This is a genomic window from Pseudoscardovia radai, from assembly GCF_002259605.1.
Taxonomy (GTDB): Bacteria; Actinomycetota; Actinomycetes; order Actinomycetales; family Bifidobacteriaceae; genus Pseudoscardovia; species Pseudoscardovia radai.
The window spans coordinates 113965-132972 of sequence record NZ_MWWR01000007.1 but is presented as its reverse complement, the minus strand read 5'-3'; the positions used below and the strand labels follow the sequence as shown (position 1 = coordinate 132972).

General features: G+C 65.5%; 11 protein-coding genes and 1 pseudogene. 6 read left to right on the top strand and 6 right to left on the bottom strand.

Annotated elements, in window-relative coordinates; all coding sequences use genetic code 11:
• Window positions 1-79 precede the first annotated feature (79 nt).
• Window positions 80-1327 carry an MFS transporter gene (locus PSRA_RS05290; RefSeq protein WP_158216330.1) on the top strand — a complete coding sequence of 416 codons (1248 nt, stop codon included), beginning with the start codon at window positions 80-82 and terminating at the stop codon, window positions 1325-1327.
• A gap of 461 nt (window positions 1328-1788) precedes the next feature.
• Here the strand turns inward: PSRA_RS05290 and PSRA_RS05285 are convergent, their stop codons facing one another.
• From PSRA_RS05285 to PSRA_RS05265, 5 genes and pseudogenes are all read right to left on the bottom strand, one after another.
• Window positions 1789-3066 (bottom strand): cysteine desulfurase family protein, encoded by a 1278-nt coding sequence (locus tag PSRA_RS05285; RefSeq protein ID WP_094660858.1) that lies wholly within the window; start codon window positions 3064-3066, stop codon window positions 1789-1791.
• A gap of 13 nt (window positions 3067-3079) precedes the next feature.
• Window positions 3080-3940 carry a carboxylating nicotinate-nucleotide diphosphorylase gene (nadC, locus tag PSRA_RS05280; protein WP_094660857.1) on the bottom strand — a complete coding sequence of 287 codons (861 nt, stop codon included), beginning with the start codon at window positions 3938-3940 and terminating at the stop codon, window positions 3080-3082.
• Between the two features lie 75 nt (window positions 3941-4015).
• Window positions 4016-5812, bottom strand: coding sequence for an L-aspartate oxidase (locus PSRA_RS05275; RefSeq protein ID WP_420820559.1), 1797 nt, complete (start codon window positions 5810-5812; stop codon window positions 4016-4018).
• Between the two features lie 179 nt (window positions 5813-5991).
• Complete coding sequence (gene nadA / locus PSRA_RS05270; protein WP_094660855.1) at window positions 5992-7263, bottom strand: quinolinate synthase NadA; 1272 nt, start codon at window positions 7261-7263, stop codon at window positions 5992-5994.
• An 85-nt stretch (window positions 7264-7348) separates the two neighbouring features.
• Window positions 7349-8122 (bottom strand): annotated as a pseudogene (locus tag PSRA_RS05265) (NUDIX hydrolase); the annotation flags it as partial.
• 313 nt (window positions 8123-8435) lie between these two features.
• On the opposite strand from PSRA_RS05265, the gene PSRA_RS05260 reads away from it, so the two are divergent.
• Window positions 8436-9122 carry an HAD family hydrolase gene (locus PSRA_RS05260; protein WP_094660853.1) on the top strand — a complete coding sequence of 229 codons (687 nt, stop codon included), beginning with the start codon at window positions 8436-8438 and terminating at the stop codon, window positions 9120-9122.
• A 245-nt stretch (window positions 9123-9367) separates the two neighbouring features.
• Here PSRA_RS05260 and PSRA_RS05255 read toward each other — a convergent pair whose 3' ends face one another.
• The gene (locus tag PSRA_RS05255) at window positions 9368-10705 is read right to left on the bottom strand and encodes a hypothetical protein (RefSeq protein WP_094660852.1); all 1338 of its coding nucleotides are present in this window, start codon (window positions 10703-10705) and stop codon (window positions 9368-9370) included.
• Between the two features lie 604 nt (window positions 10706-11309).
• Between PSRA_RS05255 and PSRA_RS05250 the strand changes: the two genes are divergently transcribed.
• The 4 genes from PSRA_RS05250 (at window position 11310) to PSRA_RS05235 (ending at window position 18955) form a co-directional block, all read left to right on the top strand.
• Entirely contained in the window at window positions 11310-12545 is a 1236-nt protein-coding gene (locus PSRA_RS05250) for a hypothetical protein (protein WP_094660851.1), read from the top strand.
• Between the two features lies 1 nt (window position 12546).
• On the top strand, window positions 12547-13743 hold the full coding sequence (locus PSRA_RS05245; RefSeq protein WP_094660850.1) for a 3'-5' exonuclease: 1197 nt from the start codon (window positions 12547-12549) through the stop codon (window positions 13741-13743).
• Between the two features lie 249 nt (window positions 13744-13992).
• Window positions 13993-15429, top strand: coding sequence for a metallophosphoesterase family protein (locus PSRA_RS05240; RefSeq protein ID WP_094660849.1), 1437 nt, complete (start codon window positions 13993-13995; stop codon window positions 15427-15429).
• A gap of 28 nt (window positions 15430-15457) precedes the next feature.
• Window positions 15458-18955, top strand: coding sequence for an AAA family ATPase (locus tag PSRA_RS05235; protein ID WP_094660848.1), 3498 nt, complete (start codon window positions 15458-15460; stop codon window positions 18953-18955).
• Window positions 18956-19008: the final 53 nt, after the last annotated feature.

Sequence of the window (19008 nt, the reverse complement as noted above, 5' to 3'; positions counted from 1 at the left end):
CGAGGCAACATCGGACGAGGCTATACGGGGCGGGGCGCGGAAACACCTCCGTGCGGCGTACTGCATGTGGGGCCTGGGCATGGCGGGGTATATTTTCGCCGTCACATGCAGGTCGTCGTTCAGCGCCATCGCCACCGATGCCGCGGTGCATCTGAACGCCTCGAGCGCCGCGCTGTCATCATTCGTCTACCTGCAGCTGTGCGTCTACGCCGTCATGCAGATTCCCGCCGGCGCGTTGCTCGACCGCTTCGGCGCTCGAAAACTCATTGCGGCCGGCTGCCTGAGTCTTGCGCTCGGCCAGGGCATGCTCGCTTTCGCGCCGGGCATCGCGGCGGCCGTCACCGGACGCGCCATCGTCGGTCTGGGCGATTCGCTGATTTTCATCCCCGTGGTCAGGCTCGCGGCATCATGGTTTCCGGTGCGCAGGCTGCCGTTGATCAACCAGCTGACAGGGCAGATCGGGGGAGTGGGGCAGATCATCTCGGTCTATCCCTTCGCTGGGCTGCTGCATGTGGCAGGGTGGCGCGCGGCGTTCCTCTCGCTCAGCGGCATCGGCGTGCTCATAGCGGCGATGGTTCGGCTCGGCGTGCGCGACGAACCGTACTGGACGCCTGCGCGAGGCGCGGGTGCGTCCGGTGCATTGGATACCGCACCCGCGCGTGCATCGCTGTGGTCGGGTATGCGCCGGGGTGTGGCGCAGGTACTGCGTTCCGCCGGCACATGGTGCGCCTTCTGCGTACACGGGTGCACGTGGTTCTCGGCCAACGCCCTGTACCTGCTGTGGGGAGTGCCGTTCCTCGAAACCGTGGAAGGCGTGGACTACGGCACCGCAAGCGGGCTCCTGACCTTCGCGATGGTCATGAACGTGGTGTGGGCGCTGACGCTGGGGCGTTTCACCAGCGTGCATCCCGTGCGCGGCCGGGCGGGCGCCATCGTGCTCTCGGTGACGGCGCAGATGGTGGTCTGGACCATCGTGCTGTGCGCGCCCGGGCCGATGCCCGTGTGGTTTCTCGTGGCGTTTTTCGCCGTGCTGGCGACCGGCGCGCCCTGCGCCAACATGGCGCTCGACTATGCGCGCGAGACCAATGCGCCCCAGGTCATGGGCACGGCCACCGGGTTCTCGAACACGGCCGGCTTCATCGTCTCGGCCATCGTGCTCGCCCTGATCGGCGTGCTTCTCGATGCGCAGGGTGCCACGACGCCCGCACTGTACACGCCGCACGCGATGCGCCTGGCCATGGCGGTGCAATACCCGTTCTGGATCGCCGGCCTCGCGGGATTCCTCGTCACCGTGCCCCGCGCATGGCGCCTCGCCTCCCGCTCCTGACAGTGGTAGTGCGGGGTGGGGGGAGTTCCTAAGTGGCTGGGGTTCCTGAGTGGGGGGGTGCGGCCCCGGACCGATTCCTCGTCCATCGGATCATCGCCCGCTCAACAGTGCCTCTCACTGGCACTGTGGCAACCAGTGAAGGGCACTGTTGCGGGGGAAGCCCAGTGTTTTCAACGGCGGGCTATCCAACGGTGCCTCTCGCTGGCACTGCGTTGACCAGCGAGGGCGACTGTTGCGGGGAGAGCCCAGTGTTTTCAACGGCGGGCTGCTCAACGGTGCCTCTCGCTGGCACTGTGGCGACCAGCGAAGGCAAGTGTTGTAGAAATACGGAACACAGGAGGGATCGGTGGCGAGAAGTTCCTAACAGTGGTACGACTTTCGGACGTTTTCGACGATTTTTGGGCTGCTGGAGCCGGATTTTGTCCGCAAACCGTACCACTGTTCGTGAGGAGATTCCCCCCTCACTCGATGCCGGGGACGTGGAGGGCGATGAGGGAGGCGCGCAGAGCGGCGGCGATGCGCCGGATGTCGGCGTCGGCCAGGGGAGCGCGGAAGGAGAATCGTATGGCCGCCTTCGCCTCAACCTCGCTCAAACCCATCGCCAGCAGCGTGCCAGGCGCCTCGTGGCGGCCCACGGCGCACGCCGATCCCGACGACACCTCGATGCCGCGCGCGTCGAGGTCCACGAGCAGCGCCTCGCCGGTGACCCCTGGGAACACGAACGACGCATGCCCCGGCAGACGATGCACCGGATCTCCGGTCACACGCGCCGTCGGCACCGCTTCGAGCACCGCGCGCACCAACGCGTCACGGGAGGCCGCCAGCGCCGTGGAGTTGCGCTCCATTGTCTCGCATGCCTCATGAAGCGCCACTGCCAGCGCCACGGCGCCGGCCACGTTCTGCGTCCCCGAGCGCAGCCCGCGCTCCTGCCCGCCGCCGCTGATCAGCGGCTCGATCGGCGTGCGCCCGCGCACGAGCAGCGCCCCGAGACCCTTGGGTGCGCCGAACTTGTGGCCTGACACGGCCATCGTATCGGCGTCCAAGCCGCGGAAATCCACGGGAATCGTGCCCGCGGCCTGCACCGCGTCCACATGCACCGGCACGCCCGCCCCGTGGCAGATGCGCACGGCCTGCGCCACCGGCTCCACGGTGCCGACCTCGTTATTCGCCATCATGACGCAGGCGAGGCTCGCTCCGCGTTGCGCCTCGCGTTCCAGCGCCGCAAGGTCGAGATGCGCCTGCGCGTCCACGGGGATGCGCACCACGTCGAAACCAAAGAAATCATGCAGCCACTGCGCCGATTCGGCCACCGCCGGATGCTCGACAGCGCTTATGAGGATGCGCCGCGGATGTGCGGTGTGCTCCGGGTTTGCGCAAGCGGAGGCTGCCGAGGTACTCCCGACACCTGCGGCCGCTGCGTCGCGCGCCGCATTCTCGCGCCTCACCTGCGCCAGGGCAACGCCCTTGATGGCGAGGTTATCGGATTCCGTGCCGCCGGACGTGAACACCACGTCGCCCGGATGCGCCCCGAGGTCGGCGGCGAAGGACGCTCGCGCCGCTTCCAGCGCCCGCGCGGCCGTGGCACCCTCGGCATGCACGCTCGAAGGATTGCCGTAGGCCTCGGTGAGGAAGGGCAGCATGGCTTCGATTGCCGCGCGGCTGACGGCCTCCGACGCCGCGGTGTCGAGATACAGGTCGGTGGGGGCGGCGGTGGCTGACGATGTTTCCGTTTCGCTCATGCGGCTCACCGCGTCACTCCCAGTCGAGCCCGAGGTCGACGGCCTTGACGGAATGTGTCAGCGCCCCCACGGAGATCACATCGACGCCGGTGGCGGCCACGCCGGGAATGCGGTCGAGCGTCATCGTGCCCGAGGCCTCCACGACGGTGCGATGCGCGATAAGCTCCACGCCGCGGCGCGTGTCGTCCAGCGAGAAGTTGTCGAGCATGATGATATCCGCGCCTCCGTCGAGCGCCAGCGGAATCTGCTTCGGGGAATCCACCTCCACCTCGATGGTGGTGGTGTGGCCGATGCGGCCTCGGATGGCACGCAGCGCCGCCACCGTGTCGAGCCCGGCCTCGCGCAGGGCCGCGAGATGGTTGTCCTTGACCATGACGGCGTCGGACAGGCCGAAGCGGTGGTTGTGCCCGCCGCCGCAGGTCACGGCGTATTTCTCGAAGGCGCGCAGGCCGGGCAGGGTTTTGCGGGTATCCACGATGCGCGGGGCGGCGCCGGGCGCGCAGGCGGCGGTCGCGGCGTCGACGAAAGCGCGCGTCATGGTGGCGATGCCGCTCATATGTTGCGTGAAATTCAGCGCTACGCGCTCCGCGGTGAGGATGCCGCGCACCGGGCCACGCACCGTGGCGAGGACGTCGCCGGGTTCGAAGGCGGAGCCGTCGGGACGCTCGAGGCTGACCTCGAGGCGCGGGTCCTGGAGGCGGAAGGCGGCGGCGAACACGCGCCCGCCGCTCAAGACGCCGGGCTGGCGTGGCACAAGGCGAGCGACGCCCGTGGCGTCTGCGGGAATCGTGGTCTCGACGGTGACGTCGCCCCACGGGCAGTCCTCGTCAAGAGCCGCGCGCACGGCGCGATCGATGATCGAATCGGTGAGCATGATGTCCTTTCTGTGGTTCCGCTGCGTTTCCGTTCCGCTGCGTTTCCGTTCCGCTGCGTTTGCGTTCCGTCTTCGCTACAGCGTCCAGGCGCGGGAGCGGGCCTGCGAGGGATCGGCGGCGGGGAAGTCGGTGCGGGCGTGGGCGCCGCGCGATTCGGTACGTGCCAGCGCCGCCAGCGTGGCGGCGTAGGCTGTCACGGCGAGGCTGCGGCAGTCGTAGGCCGCTGTGAGGTCGGCGTAGCCGGGGGCGTCGGTGCCGTTGGTACCGTTGGCGGAAACACGATGGCTCGGCGCGTCGATCCATCGCGCCGCTTCGTCGGCGATGGCGCTGATCTGCGGCAGCGCGGCCTCGAGGTCGTTCGCGGTGCGCAGGACGCCGACATGCGTCCACATGATGTTCTCGAGCCGCGACGTAGCATCGACAATGGAATCGTGGAGTGTGACTCCATTCATGCCGTCAACGCCGCCATCGACCGCCGCGCCGCCGCCGAACACCGTCGCCAGCCCGCCGCAGATGGCGCGGACCTCGTCGGATGCCGTCGTGGCGCCCTCGGCCGGGTCGAGCGGACGCGGCTGCCACGGCGTGCCGTCGGCGTCGCGCACCGCCGCGATGCCGGCCCTGTGGCCGAACACCAGGCCTTCGAGCAGCGAATTCGACGCAAGGCGGTTCGCGCCCTGCACGCCGGTGCGCGCGCATTCGCCGGCCGCGTACAGTCCCGGCAGTGAGGTGCGTCCCTCCATGTCCGTGCGCACGCCGCCCATGTAGTAATGCGCCGCGGGCGTCACGGGGATGGGGGTCTGGCTCCAGTCGATGCCCATGCCGCGCACATACGCGTCGATGGTGGGGAAGCGGCGCGCGAGGAAATCGGCCAGCGGCGTGCCGGGGTGGCGCTGGCCGACCGGGCGCAGGTCGAGGAACACGGGACGGCCGTCCTGACGCATCATCTGCTTGAAGTTCTCGCGCGCCACGATGTCGCGCGGCGCGAGCTCGGCGCGCTCGTCGATGGATGGCATATAGCGCTCGCCCGCCTCGTTCACCAGATGCGCGCCCTCTCCGCGCACGGCCTCGGAGATGAGGAAGTTCTCGCCCATCGCCAGTGCGGTGGGATGGAACTGGTAGAACTCGAGGTCCGCCACCTGCGCGCCCGCGGCCAGCGCGAGGGCCACGCCGTTCGCGTTCGCCCCGCGCGGGTTCGTGGTGTACGGGTACATGTTGCCCGCGCCGCCGGTGGCGAGGATCACGCGGTCGGCGTCGAGGGTTTCTACGATGGTGCGGTCTGCGCGGTTGCTTTCGCCGCCATCGCCGTCTGTGCGGTTTCCTTCGCGGTTTTCGCGTCTGAGTAGCGTCACGCGCCAGCGCCCGCCGCCCAGGGGCTCGAGGCGGGTCGCGTACCCGTCGCGTCGCTCGATGCGCGGCGTGTGCTCCACCATCGCGGCGATATCGGTTTCCACCACGCGTCCCGTCGCGTCACCGCCCGCGTGCAGGATGCGCTTGCGGCTGTGCGCGCCCTCGAGACCGCGCACGAGGTTCCCGTCGGCGTCACGGTCGAAATGCACCCCTGCCTCGATGAGCTCGTTCACGCGGTCGCGCCCCTCGCTGGTGAGGATTGACACGGCGCCCGGGTCGCACAGGCCCGCGCCGGCGATCAGCGTGTCGCGCGTATGCAGGGCGGGGTCGTCGTCGGGGAAGACGGCCGCCGCGATGCCGCCCTGCGCGTGGTATGTGTTCGAACCATCCACGGAGCCGATAAGCAGCACCGGCTGGATGCGGCGCGCGGGGTCGTGGCTCGCGTCGAGTTCGGCGGCCGCGGCGAGGGCGGCGGAGATGCCGGCGATGCCGGCCCCGATTACGACGATGGGGTCGCGCTGCAGGGTTGGTGCCGGCTGCGCGGGCTGGTTTTGCGCGGTCGGCTGTGTGGACTGTGCGGATTGCGAGGTGTCTGTCATGGCATGACGTCCTTGGTGCAAAATTGCGGAATCGTAGATTGCGGAATAGTGGAAATCGCTGGGAAAATCGTGGACCGGAAATCGTGGACCGGAAACCTATGGCGCTACGGGTGGACGCGCAGCATGCGGTCCAGCGCCACCTTCGCGTCGGAGGCGGTCTGCGGATCGACCGTGATCTTGTTCACCACGGTGCCGTTGACGAGGTTCTCGAGCGCCCACGCCAGGTACGCCGGGTGGATGCGGTACATCGTGGAGCACGGGCACACCACCGGGTCGAGGCAGAACACGGTTTTGTCGGGGTGCTGCGCGGCGAGACGGTTGACGAGGTTGATCTCGGTGCCCACGGCGATGGCGGAGCCGGCCGGGGCATTCTCGATTTCCTTGACGATATACGCCGTGGAGCCCGTGCCGTCGGCCGCGTTCACCACATCCATCGAGCACTCGGGGTGCACGATCACCTTGACGCCCGGGTAGGCGCGGCGCGCACGCTCGATCTGCTCCACCGTGAAGCGCTGGTGCACGGAGCAGAAGCCCTTCCACAGGATCATCTTCGCGTTTGCATACTCCTCGGGGCTCGCGCCGCCGCCGGCCACGAACGGGTCCCACAGCGGCATCTGGTCGAGCGTCATGCCCATCGCCAGCGCGGTGTTGCGGCCCAGGTGCTGGTCGGGGAAGAACAGCACGCGCTTGCCGCGCGCGAAGGCCCACTCGAGCACGGCCCGCGCATTGGAGCTCGTGCACACGATGCCGCCGTTGCGTCCGCAGAACGCCTTGAGCGCGGCCGAGGAGTTCATATACGTGACGGGGATGACCTCCTGCAGGCCGTCGGCATCCTTGCTGGCCGCGCCGTCCGAGCCGCCGCCCACGATGTCGCCCAGCTGCTCCCAGCAGTCCGTCACCTGGTCGATGTTGGCCATGTCGGCCATGGAGCAGCCGGCGGACATATTCGGCAGGATCACGTTCTGCTCGGGTGTGGAGAGGATGTCGGCGGTCTCGGCCATGAAATGCACGCCGCAGAACACGATGTTGTCGGCCTCCGGGCGCGTGGCCGCGTTCTTCGAGAGTTGGAAGGAGTCGCCCACGTAGTCGGCGTGCACGATGATCTCGTCGCGCTGGTAGAAGTGGCCGAGAATGAGCAGCTTGCTGCCGAGCGTGCGCTTGGCCTCGATGATGCGCTCCTGCAGCTCGGCGTCCGAGGCGTCGGTGTATTCCTTCGGCAGCGGCTGCTGGCGTGGCGCGTTGCGCGGGAACATGTCGAGCGCCGAGGCGCCCGGGCCGTAGCCGGGCTTCGTGATGCTCCACGGGTCCTGGGTGAGGCCCGCGTCGCAGGTGCTGTGCGCTCCGAGGCGTTCGATGATGGCGTCGACGGATGTCATGGTGGTCCTTTCGGTGTGTTTGTGTCGGGTTGACGATTTGTAGGTGGGTGGTGGGAAGTTCCTAGCGGTGCGGCGACTCGTGCGCCACGTACCGGTAGAGCCGCGCGGGTCGGTGGCGTCCCGTCGTCTGCATGCGGCCGGTTGGCTCGAGCAGGCCGGAGGCGAGCATCTTGCGGCGGAAATTCGCCGGGTCGAGGCTTGTGCCCGTGATGGCCTCATGCACCTCGCGCAGCTGCGACATCGTGAATTCGTCGCCCACGATGCGCGTGGCGAGGTCGGTGTAGGCCACCTTGTTGCGCACGCGGGTCAGCGCGTAGTCGATGATCTCACGGTGGTCGAAGGCGAGCGGCGGCAGGTCTGTGGTGGGGAACCACCGCACGTTGTCGCCCTCCTTGAATTCCGTGGTTTCCGTGGCTCCGATCAGCGCCCAGTACACGATCGACACCATGGGCAGCCCGCCCTGCGAACGGCTCGGGTCGCCGAAGGTGTAGAGCTGCTCCAGGTAGCGCGGCGTGAGCTGCGTGGTTGATTCCAGTGCGGAGCGGGCGGCGTCCTCGAGCGAGATATTCGCCTGCGGATGGCCACCGGGAAGCGCCCATCGGCCGAGGAAGGGCTGGCGGATGCGCCTGACGAGCGGAATCCACAGCGCGGGGCGCGCGTACCGGTCGCCCTGGGCTGATGGGGACAGGGCTGATGGACGCTGCGCGGAGGCGGCCTGTGCGGAGGGGGACTGTGCGGAGGGCGCGTTCGTGGAGTCCGGGCCCTGGGCGCCGGAGCGACCGAGGGCGAGGATCACGACGGATACGCCGATGTCCGGCGGCTCCGTGGCGCGTTCGCTGACATTCGCCGATCCAAGCATCGTGCCTCCTTCCGTTCGTGCGTTGCGCCCTACCGTAGTTGTTATGGTCATTATGACTATAAGGTGGTGTGGCGTTGGCTTTTTCTTGCGGATTTTGCAAAAGTCCACATGACCATAAGGGGCGTCGACGGTTTCCCGCTGGGTTGGAGGCGAGCGCAGCGGCACAATCGCGAAGCGTTGTTGTGGGGCGTCATCGTCGTGTGTCGCGGCCGGCGCATAGTGTCGCGAAACAAAGCCCGGCCAACCGAAACCTCTGCCGGCTGACCCCTGCCGACCGACACCGCCGCACCGAAAACACACCGAAGGAAGCGCCATGACCGTCTCCGCCAGCCCGACCACCCATCCCGTCCGCGTCATTCTCTGGGACATCGACAAAACGCTGCTGCTTTCGGACAAGCGCGTCAATCTCTTCGACAACGCCTTCGAGGAGCTGTTCGGTCACCCCAGGCCCGACGATGCCACGATTTCCAAGGGCGGCAAGGTGGACGGACAGATCGCCCGCGAATACCTCGCCCTCGAGAACAGCGACGATTTCGACGGCTATATGCGCGCGCTCAACCGCATTTCCGTGGAGTACTACACGCGCAATCCGCTCAGTTGCGTGCCCGGCGTGCCCGCCACGCTGCGGGCCACGCTGGACGCCGGGGTCATCAACGGCCTGTACACCGGCAACACGCCGGAGCGTGCGAGCGTCAAGCTTACGACCGCCGGCATCGCGCCCGACGAGTATTTCAACGGTTTCGCGCATGGCGCCGCGTTCTGCCAGGGCTATTCGGGCAATCGTCTGGACGGGGTGCCCGCCGTCCTCGCCGCCTTCGACCCCGCCGATGTGCTGATCGCCGGAGATACGCCGCGCGACTACGCCCTCGCGCAGGCCGTGGGCTGCCGTTTCTGGCAGGTGGGCGAGACGCCGATCGACGATGCGGCCGGCATCCGCGTGGGACGTGGGCACGATTTCACCGGTGCGGACGGGGAAGGGTTCCTCGCGGCGCTGCGGTAGGAGTTTTGCAGTAGGCTGCGGTAGGCGCCTGCGGCTGGATTGAGGAAGATTTGACCTGCGGGGCGGATGCATGACTGCTGTCGGAACCGCCTCGCCGACAATGATGCGGGGCCGGAGACGTATGTCTCCGGCCCCGTTCGTCAGGGTCCCGCCGACCTCATCGGGCGGCGGATCGGTGCGACGCCACATCGTATGGTGAATCGTGAATGCCGAATCGTGACGTCACATCGTATGCCCTTGTGGCATCAGCCGTTCGCCGGGAGCATGGCGAGTGCGGACAGCGGGTGGCCTTGGATGGCGCCGCAGTTATCCCAGTCGACGCCGGCCGGCGATGTGGACGTGCCGCCCACATGCAGGCTGGCCTTGTACGAGGTGGCGCCGTTCGTGCGGTAGCGGCCGGCGCCCACGGCGGTTCCCTGCTTCGACATCGAGATTGTCAGGCCTTCGAAGTTGGAGAAGTGGTCGCTCCAGTTGGAGTAGGTGCCGAGTTTGGAATCCGGCGTCTGGCCCTGGATGCCGTTGCCAGCCACCAGGTTGTCGAACTGCGCGTCCACGTGGTCGCCGTTGAGGCGGGCGCTGCCCTCCACCTGGAAGATCAGCGTCGGGGAGAGACTGACGCCGATGCTTGTCAGGAACCTGTTGTTGACGTAGCACCGCAACTGGCCGTCCTGGCTCCAGGTCATCTGCAGATGGTAGGTTTTGCCGACTTCGGGCGTGATGCCGATGGAGGAACCGTCGAAGTAGTAGTACTGTGCCGACCTCGGCGTGGCCTGTTCGATGAGGAAGGTCGTGTGATTCACCTGCGGCTTGGTCGGGTCCATGCGCGTGTCATACTGCACGCCGAAGGAAATCGTGTCGGTGTTCGGCTGGTTGCAATGCATCACGAGCTTGGCGTGGAAGCCGGTGCCGCTGCCCACCAGCGTGACGTCGCCCGACAAGGTGCCGTAGGCGTTGCGGGACAGGTAATCGTCGATGTCGACGGAGATGTCGCTGCCCGTCGAAGCCGCGTACCATGCGATGTTCTCGTTCTGCCAGCCGGCGGAGAGAAGGGCGTTCTTCTCGTTCTCGTTCCACGTGTAGTTGTGCTGGCCGTTGGGGGAATTCGGGTTGTATTGACGGTAGACCGGGGTGGCGTTCTCGTTCGCCGAATACCACCCGATGCCTTCGTCGTTCCAGCCCTTGCCCGTCAGCACGTCTTTCTCGTGCGCGTCCGTGGTGTAGTGGTGGATGCCGGCGTTGGGATTGTACAGGCGGTAGACCGGTGTACTCGACGTGGTCGGCGCCACCCAGCCGATTCCCTCGTATGTCCAGCCGTTGTCGGACAGCGAGTCGCGCTCCGTGGTGGAGGCGGTGTAGAAATGCTCCGACGAATGCGGGTTGTACATGCGGTACATCGTCGTGGTGTCTGCGTCGGCTGCGGTTCCCGTGCCGTCGGCGAAAGCCCGTGCCGACGTGGCGCCAAGCGCTCCCGTCAGCGAGAGGCCGGCGGCCAGCAGGGCGGCGAGGATTCTCTGGTGCGGGCGCCGGGCCGTCTGAGTGCGGCATGTCGCCTCGTTACTCTGTGTTGTTATTGATGTTCCCATCGTGATTCCTTCTTCCCGTGTGTGGAATCTTCCCTTCGGGCGACCAGCATGGCCGTCCGCCTGCATGGTGCCCCTTGCACCGTGCATATTCCCGATTCTATATCGGGATGGCGATGGCCGCACACGGTTGCGACACGACGGTAAATTGTCGGTGAACAGAATTGCGGAAATTGCGGCGAAACGCATGCAAATTGCGGTTGATGTGCATTTACGCAAAACTTTTGGCATTTCCACAATTTTGCGACACGCCAAAAAATGGCGGGAATGCAGCGATATTAGCTGTATTTTTTCCGAATTTAGATGCAAAATACCATTGCGGAGAAGCTAGTGTATAGTTGCAATTACGCAAAAGCAACAGGCGTCTGATGGGTGAGGTTATCGCCCGGCATCGGGCCGGGTCGGCAAACCGATCGTCTGTTCTGGAACAGGGAGGTCCGGAATGTCATCGGCCTGTGGCGGATGCGTCGATGCGGTGCGACGGGATCGCGCGGCATCGTGTCTGTCGACGTCAGATCGACGGAAATTGGAAAGGGCTCCGAAGGCCGGGGCCCGGGGTGGATCCACGGGGATTCACGGAGAGAAATGGAAAGGAGGCGAGTCTACGATGACAGCAGCAACCAACAGGCTCTCGGAAACCGTGAACGCGGCATCGGAAGTGCAGAAGGGGCGGGCGGCATCATCGGAGCCGTCGACGCAGACGGCGCCGGTGCTGTATCAGCCGCAGTCCGCGCGACGCAAGATTGCGTCCGGCGCGGCGTATGCCAAGAGCATGGAGTGTGATTTCCGGGAGTGGCTGGGGGGAAGGTCCGTGCGCAAGAACACGGTCTCGGCATACTGCTCCTATCTGAGGAACTATGACCCGGGGTGCTACCGTTTCGTGGGCACGCATATCTCCTTCGCCAGCAAAGAGGCCGGCATTCTCTCCGTGCTCCCTTCTAATCTTTTTGCCATCGGGAATGCCAGGGTTTTCGCCTATGCCATCAAGGCGCTTGACAACTCGCGTTCCTATGAGACCAAGCGGCCGCGCGGGCGTTCGGATGGGTTCGCCGACGACCACAGCCGTCTGTTCTCGGCGTTCAACAAATACGAGAACTTCCTGAAGGAGCGCCCGTCGCGCCTTTCGGAGAATGACGTCAGGCGGGAGGCCGAGGAGTTCCGGCAGGCTTTTCCCAGGATCGTGAGCATGATGGAGGACGGCGGCACCGAGGCGTTCGGCGATCCCTCGCGTCTCGCGGTCACCACGAAAAGGGCGTCCCGTACATCCGGCGCTGGGCTGCCGTCGGAAAACCCCATCGAGGAGGCTGCGGGCATCAGGTTGCCGTCGGCCACGGACATGAAGAGGTTGTTCGAACGCTGGCTGTTGGAGGATGTCCATCTGTCCCAGACGCAGACGAAGCTCTACTCATCATGCCTGGAGAATTTCGACAGCTCCATGTACCGTTACGCCGACACCCGCCGGCTTCTGTCGGATCCGTTCACGGGTCTGACGTCACTGCTGCCCGACAACCTGTTCATCATCTCGAATCCGCGTCTGATGTCCGCCATCGAACGGGCGTTGAAACAGACCGACAACTACCAGAAGAGATTCGATACCCCCGACGAATCGGGCAACACATGGCGTGACGACAGGGGCCGGATGCATGCGGCGACCAAGAAGTATGCCTCGTTCCTCGAGATCCGCGCGGACCGGATGGGGCCTGAGAATGTGGAAAAGGAATGGCGGGCTTTCCGCCGTGAGTACCTGTTCCACGGCACCAGCGATATACGCGGCGAACAGGACACGGACCGACATGACATCGGGCGGGGCGACGGATACGCTACCGAAGGGGAGGAGGCCTGATATGGAAGGCAAGGATCTGGACAACCAGGGGATGAACGACGGCGTGACGAATAACCGCGGAGCGAACAACGGCGGGGCAAGCGACGCCCCGAAGAACGAGGCGCATACGGCGTCAAGGAAGGCGCATGAGCGTCCCCTCATGCCCTATGAGCAGGCATGGGAGTATGCGACGGCGCATGCCGGGGCGCCCCGCGCCGACCAGGCGTACGGTTCCGAAGGCGTGACGCATATCGACGACGAGGAACTCGTGGATGCCGGAACCCAAGGGGTGGCCGACATCGATCCGGAGACGCTGGACGAGGCGGCGGTTCTGGAAAGCGAATCCGCCATCGAGTCGCTGACCGCCGTGTGGATGCGCGCCAACGAGCCGCCTTTCGACTTCAGCATCGTGCGCCGTCTGGCCGACCGCAACCGCGCCATGGTGCGCCTGCTCGAGGCCAGGGGAGTGACGCTCGAGCCGGTCGACCGTCTGCCGCGCCATCTTCCGTACCGCACGGTTCTGCGCGGCATCGCCGCCCTGCAGGGGCGCGATCTCGAAGATGTGGAGCGCCACGTCAACCGCAAGCCCCAGAGCGAATACCGCACTCGTGTCAAGGCCGAGTACCGCAGGGCGCCATACCGCGGAACCGTCACCGGCATCGACCTCGAGACGACGGGCGGAGACCCGCTGCGCGGTTACATCATCAACACGGGGTGGCTGAACGTCGAACTCAGGAAGGGTGCGGTTCCGACAGACGGCGCATCGTACTATTCCGGTCTGCCGGATTGGTACGAAAGCCATCCGATTCCGTTCGCCGACGTGCACCACATCACGTGGGACGATGTCAGGGCGCGTCCCGAATTCCGCGAGGACACCGACCTGCAGGCACTTGTTCTCGATCAGCTCAACGCCGGTCCGTATATGGCGCATAATGCGGCGTTCGAGCACACCTGGTTCCTGTACTTCCTTGACGGGTACGCCGAGGGGTTCAAGAACGGCACGATTCTCCCGATCGACACCCGCGAGATCTGCAGGAAGCTCGACCGCGACATCGATTCGCTTCCCCTGGACTCGCGCCCGGCCTCCCTCGAGAACTGGGCTCGCCGCAGGGGGACGCTGGACGACGGCAGCAAGGAGAAGCACCTGGGGCTGGCCGATTCCGACCTCATGCTGCGCACGGTCCTGGCGGAGCTGGAGACCAACCATTTGCTGTTGTGATGCGCCGCCGCCACGGTGCGTCTGCGTTGGGGGCGTCTGCGTTGGGGAAACTGGCGGGAACGCGCACGAGTGGAACGCGCACGGGTGGAAACAGACACCGGTGGAAACCGAACACAGGTAAGAAACCACAGGTAAGGGACACAGGCAAGAACGCAAGCCGGAGGCATTCGGCACCAACCGATCACAGCCCGGGGGCACCGGGATCCGGGGAACCGGATATGACGGAAGGATACGACGGAAAGGGACATCATGATCAAGGTTCTGCACACATCCGACTGGCATTTGGGCCGCAAACTCGACGGCTACGACCAGTCCGAGGTCCAGCGGCGCGCGCTGCAGTGGATCGTGGACACCGTAAGGGACGAGCATATCGACGTCGTGCTCGTCTCCGGAGATGTCTATGACACCAAGCTGCCAGGCGATCAGCAGGTGGGCATGCTCAGTGAGGTTCTGACGGATCTCGTCCATATCGAAAGGGACGGCAAGCCGGCCGTGGACGTCATCCTCATCCCCGGCAATCATGACTCCGCCGTCAAACTGGGCTTTCTCTCCCCGCTCATGCCGAGCAACCTCCATATCTGCTCTCAGGTGGATGGCGTGGCCACTCCGGTGATGGTGGAGCGCGGCGACGAGAGACTCGCCGTGTACGCCTTCCCGTACCTGTACCCGAGCGTGGCGCGTTTCCCGCTCAACAGGCTCCTGCACCAGGCCGATCCGGACCTTCCCGAAGACGAGGTGCTCGAGGAGACGACGCAGGCGGTGACGGGCGCCGCCATCCGGCTGGCATCGCGCGACCTTGCCAAGCGTCGCGAGAGCGATCCCCGCCTCGCATCCATCCTCATGATGCATGCGAATGTGGCGAGCCGCCTTCGGGGAAAGATCGGGGAGAAGCGCGACGATTTCTCCGGCGGCGACACGGAACACGCCGCCTCGGAGTCGCCGCTGATCGTCGGAACCGCCGAAGCCATCCCCAGCGAATACTTCGCCGGATCGGGCTTCGACTATCTGGCCCTGGGGCATATCCACAAGCCGCAGACCGTCACCATCGTCGGGGACGGCCAGCTTCCCCAGGCACGTTATTGCGGCTCTCTGCTCGCGTATGACGCCGACGACGTCAAGCAGTCCAAGCCGAGGGAGGGCAACTACCGCGTGGTGGACATCGTCACCATCGACGGCGGCAAGGTGACCGATATCTCCGAACGCTTCATCGAATCCGGCCAGCGCCGCATCGTGAACCTCAAGGGAGACATCGACGAGATCCTCGGCCCGGAGTGCGCACAGTACCGGGATGATTTCGTCAACCTCACCTTCGGCTTCGACCCCGAGAAGCACAAGGACCCGTGGGGCGAGATCCATACAGCGTTCAGCACGGTGCTGGGCTACAAGCCGACGGCATACGGCGAGAAGGATCGCACGACGGCAGATGGCCGCGCCATCCAGCGCAATGTGGACGATCCATTGGACGTCATGCTCTCCTTCGTGCGCGATGTCACCGGGCTGGAGGCGACCGCCCAGGAGAAGAAGGTTCTGGGCGAGGCGCTGAAGCGTGCCCAGAACGTTCCGCAGGCGGACGCGTCGGGTGCCAAGGCGGGCGCTGCGAGCGGCAGGCGCGGGCGGCGTTCGCGCGTTACCGCGGATGCCACGGAGTCAGTGGCATCGGAATCCAATGGCAACGGGAACGACTAGGAAAATCGGTTAGGGAGAGGACAACGACATGAAGATCCGGGCATTGGCCATCAAGGGCATCGGTCCGTATAAGGACGAGTTCTTCATCGACTTCGGCAAGCTGTCGAGGAACGGCCTGTTCCTCATCGACGGCGATACGGGCGCCGGCAAGAGCACAATCATCGATGCCATCTGCTTTGCGCTGTTCGGCACGATGACGAGGAACGACGGCGAAGCGGGCAAGGAACGCATGCGCTCGCGCTTCCTCGACAAACAGGCCGGCGCGGATGCGAGCCGCGTGGAGCTTATCTTCAGCGAGAACGGCACCACGTACTACATCAGGCGCATACCGGGGTACAACCGTCCCAAGAGGGGGCATCTCGACGCCCCGGAATCCGAATGGAAGCATGAATCCGAGGCCGTGACGGTCAAGCAGCTCAACCAGCAAGGTTTCTATTCCGCACAGGAATCCGCCGAGGACATGACGGACATCCGCAAGGCGGGCGAGGCGCTGATCGACTTCGCGCGCAATGATGCCGATGCAACAGTGGTGGCCAATGGCGCCAGGCAGGCTGACGGCTCAAAGGGTGCCAAGCAGACCGATGGCGTCATCCCCAAAATCGTGGGACTGAACGCCGACCAGTTCCGCACCGTCATCTGCCTGCCGCAGGGGCAGTTCGAATCCTTCCTCAAGGCCAAGCCGGAGGATCGCAGCAAGATGCTGATCGACATCTTCCGTCTCGGCCTCTATAAGGATATCGAAGACGCATTGCAGGACATGGAAAGGGAGAAGAACGCGGGCATCGCGAGTTCCAGCTCCGTGCTGCACGGCAAGGTGTCGGAGCTGAAAGGTGCGCTGTCCAATCTTCCGTCCGATGACGATGCGTCCGACAACCACGACGATTCCAATACCGACGATTCCGACGCCGACGATTCCGAGGTCGAAGCCGCACCGACCGGGCTGCGCGATCTTTTGGAAGAGTGGAACGGCGTCGCCGACGGGTCGAAGAACGACCAGCTGGTGGAGCTGCCCGTCGACAATGTCCCGACGAAGCGCCAGGAGCTCGACGGCATTCTCGACCGAATCGACGCGAAGCTGGACGCGCTGACGACGCAGGGCGATGCCATCCGCAGGAAGGCCCTGCAGAAGCGTGACGAGGCCCAGGCGGATTGCACCGTCGCCGGAAAGCTCGAGGAGGATCTTCACAAGCAGAAGGAACTTGTCGAGAACCAGACGAGTCTCGCCGCGGGCAAGGCACAGATCGATGAAATCAGCCGGCGCGTTGAGGCCGCGCGCAACGCCCAGCCCGTTTCCGATGCCCATGATGCCGTGTCGGAAGCCGAAACCGCCGTGTCGCAGAAGCAGAAGGACCTGAAGGAAGCCACCGACAGGCTCGAGGCCATGGAGTCGAAGGAAGCTCTGACCAAGCGTCAGACCGAAGCGCAGAAAGCGCAGACAGCTGTTGCGGCAGGCGAGGCCGAGCGCCAGACATGCCAGAGTGATCTCAACCAGCTCGATCAGCTCGACCAGGCCGAGAAGGAACTGGCCGGCCTGCAGGAGGACGTGGCATCCGCGCAGAAAACCCTCGAGGAAGCCGAGGCGAAGCTCGCGGAGTGCGGGGACCCTGAGAAAATCGTCTCCGATTATGACAACGCCCAGAATATCGTGACGTCGGAACCCGCTCGGCAGACCGCATTCGACACGGCGACCAAGGCCCTCGCCGATTTCGACGAGCTTGACAGGCTGCACGCGGAGGAAGCGAAGCTTGGCAAGGCCGAGAAGGCCGCCCACGCCGCGCATGACGCCGCTCAGAAGAAGTACGAGGAAGCCGAGCTCGAGCGCCGCATCGCCGAACTCGGCGCCCTCGAGGACGGGCAACCGTGCCCGGTCTGCGGCTCCACCGAGCATCCCCGTACCCGGACCGCATCCGATGCCGATGCCACCGCGGCAGCGGAAGAAGCCGCCGCACAGCTGAAAGACGCCCAGGCGGCATGGGAGAGTGCCAAGAGCGAACTCAACCAGTGCCGGGGCAAGGTCGCGGCTCTGGAAAACGGTCTCAAGGACACCACGCGGGATGCCGCACAGTCCGATCGGGATGCCGCCCGCACGGCTCTCGATACCATCGAGCAGACCAAGAAGGCGCTGCCCGGCCTCAAGGAGGCGTCACAAGCCCTGGACGCCGCCCAGAAGGCCCGTGACAAGGCGCAGAACGAGGTCTCCGTGCAGCAGGGCAAGGCCACCACCAAGCAGGAGGACGTGGCCAAACGCCGCGAGGCCTGCGCTGGGAAAAACCGGAGTGAGCTGACCGACCGCATCGCCGCTCTCGACAAGCAGATCGAAGCGGACCGCGAGATCGCCGCCAGTCTCGATGCCATCGCGAAGGCGCTCGATGAGCGCACCAAGGCTGAGGCCGACTGCCGATCCTGCACCGACGTGCTCGAGCAGAAGCGGAAGGATCTCGAATCCGCCCGCGCCAAGCTCGACAAGTCCATCTCGGAGCATGGCTTCGCCTCCCTGGATGCCGCGCTCGCGGCCGTGATCGATCCGCAGGAGCTCAGCGCTCTCGACGGTCAGGTGCGTTCCTACGAGCAGAAGGTCACGTCCACGAATGATCAGCTCGATGCGGCGACCAAGGACCTGCGCGGCCATCTGGCGGAGGACGGCGGACGCGCCCTGCGGCTGCTGTCGCTCGATGAGCTACCCAAGAACCTCGCCCTGTGGACGGCGGGGGAGTCGGATTCCGATGCGGACGCGGAGCAGGCTGTCGCCGTCCGGCGCACGCATCTGGGCTCCGCCATCGCCGCCATCGACGGGGAGGAGCTGCGCGCCCGCCTCGGCGAGGCGTCCCAGGCGTATGACGATGCGAACAGCGCCTATGAGTCTGCGAAATCGTCATACGACGATTTCGCAGACAAGCGCCAGGCCATCGACGAAGCCGCCGACGACTGGGAGGCAACGCGCACCGAGGCCTGGCCGTACCAGCGCATGAGCCAGCTGCTGCGTGGCAACAACAGCAAGGGCGACAACGCCGATAAGCTTACGATCTCGGCATACGCGGTGCAGCAGATCTTCACCGCCGTGCTGGATGAAACCAATGTCATCCTCAGGGGCATCCACGGCGGCATCTTCCGCCTGAGCTTGGGAAGCGGGGCGAAGGGCAACGCCAAGCAGGGTCTTCCGATCTCCGTCTATGATGCGCGCACGAACAGGAACAGCGACGTCAAGACGCTGTCGGGCGGCGAAACCTTCTTCATCTCGCTGGCGCTGTCCCTGGGGCTGGCGCGCGTCGTGCAGACGCGCACGTCCGGCATCGAGATGGGCGTGTTCTTTATCGACGAGGGCTTCGGAACCCTGGACGACACCTGCCGCCGGGATGTGATCCTCGAGCTTCAGAAACTCGCGGAGCAGGGCCGGTCCATCGGCATCATCTCGCATGTCAGCCAGCTGCAGGAGAGCATCGGCACCCAGATCAAGGTGACGCGCGGCGAATCCGCCGGCGGCAAGGAAGGAGACGGGCCCAGCCGGATCGATTTCCAGCTCGTCTGAGCAAGCCGGCTCGCCTGAGCAACGAGGGGAGGGCCGCAAGGAAGGACAAACGA

Excerpts from the sequence above, each read along its gene's own strand:
- PSRA_RS05240 (WP_094660849.1), top strand. The coding sequence starts at position 13,993 with ATGATCAAGGTTCTGCACACATCCGACTGGCATTTGGGCCGCAAACTC.
- PSRA_RS05290 (WP_158216330.1), top strand. The coding sequence starts at position 80 with ATGGCGGGGTATATTTTCGCCGTCACATGCAGGTCGTCGTTCAGCGCC.
- PSRA_RS05245 (WP_094660850.1), top strand. The coding sequence starts at position 12,547 with ATGGAAGGCAAGGATCTGGACAACCAGGGGATGAACGACGGCGTGACG.
- PSRA_RS05250 (WP_094660851.1), top strand. The coding sequence starts at position 11,310 with ATGACAGCAGCAACCAACAGGCTCTCGGAAACCGTGAACGCGGCATCG.
- nadC (WP_094660857.1), bottom strand. The coding sequence starts at position 3,940 with ATGCTCACCGATTCGATCATCGATCGCGCCGTGCGCGCGGCTCTTGAC.
- nadA (WP_094660855.1), bottom strand. The coding sequence starts at position 7,263 with ATGACATCCGTCGACGCCATCATCGAACGCCTCGGAGCGCACAGCACC.
- PSRA_RS05285 (WP_094660858.1), bottom strand. The coding sequence starts at position 3,066 with ATGAGCGAAACGGAAACATCGTCAGCCACCGCCGCCCCCACCGACCTG.
- PSRA_RS05255 (WP_094660852.1), bottom strand. The coding sequence starts at position 10,705 with ATGGGAACATCAATAACAACACAGAGTAACGAGGCGACATGCCGCACT.
- PSRA_RS05235 (WP_094660848.1), top strand. The coding sequence starts at position 15,458 with ATGAAGATCCGGGCATTGGCCATCAAGGGCATCGGTCCGTATAAGGAC.
- PSRA_RS05260 (WP_094660853.1), top strand. The coding sequence starts at position 8,436 with ATGACCGTCTCCGCCAGCCCGACCACCCATCCCGTCCGCGTCATTCTC.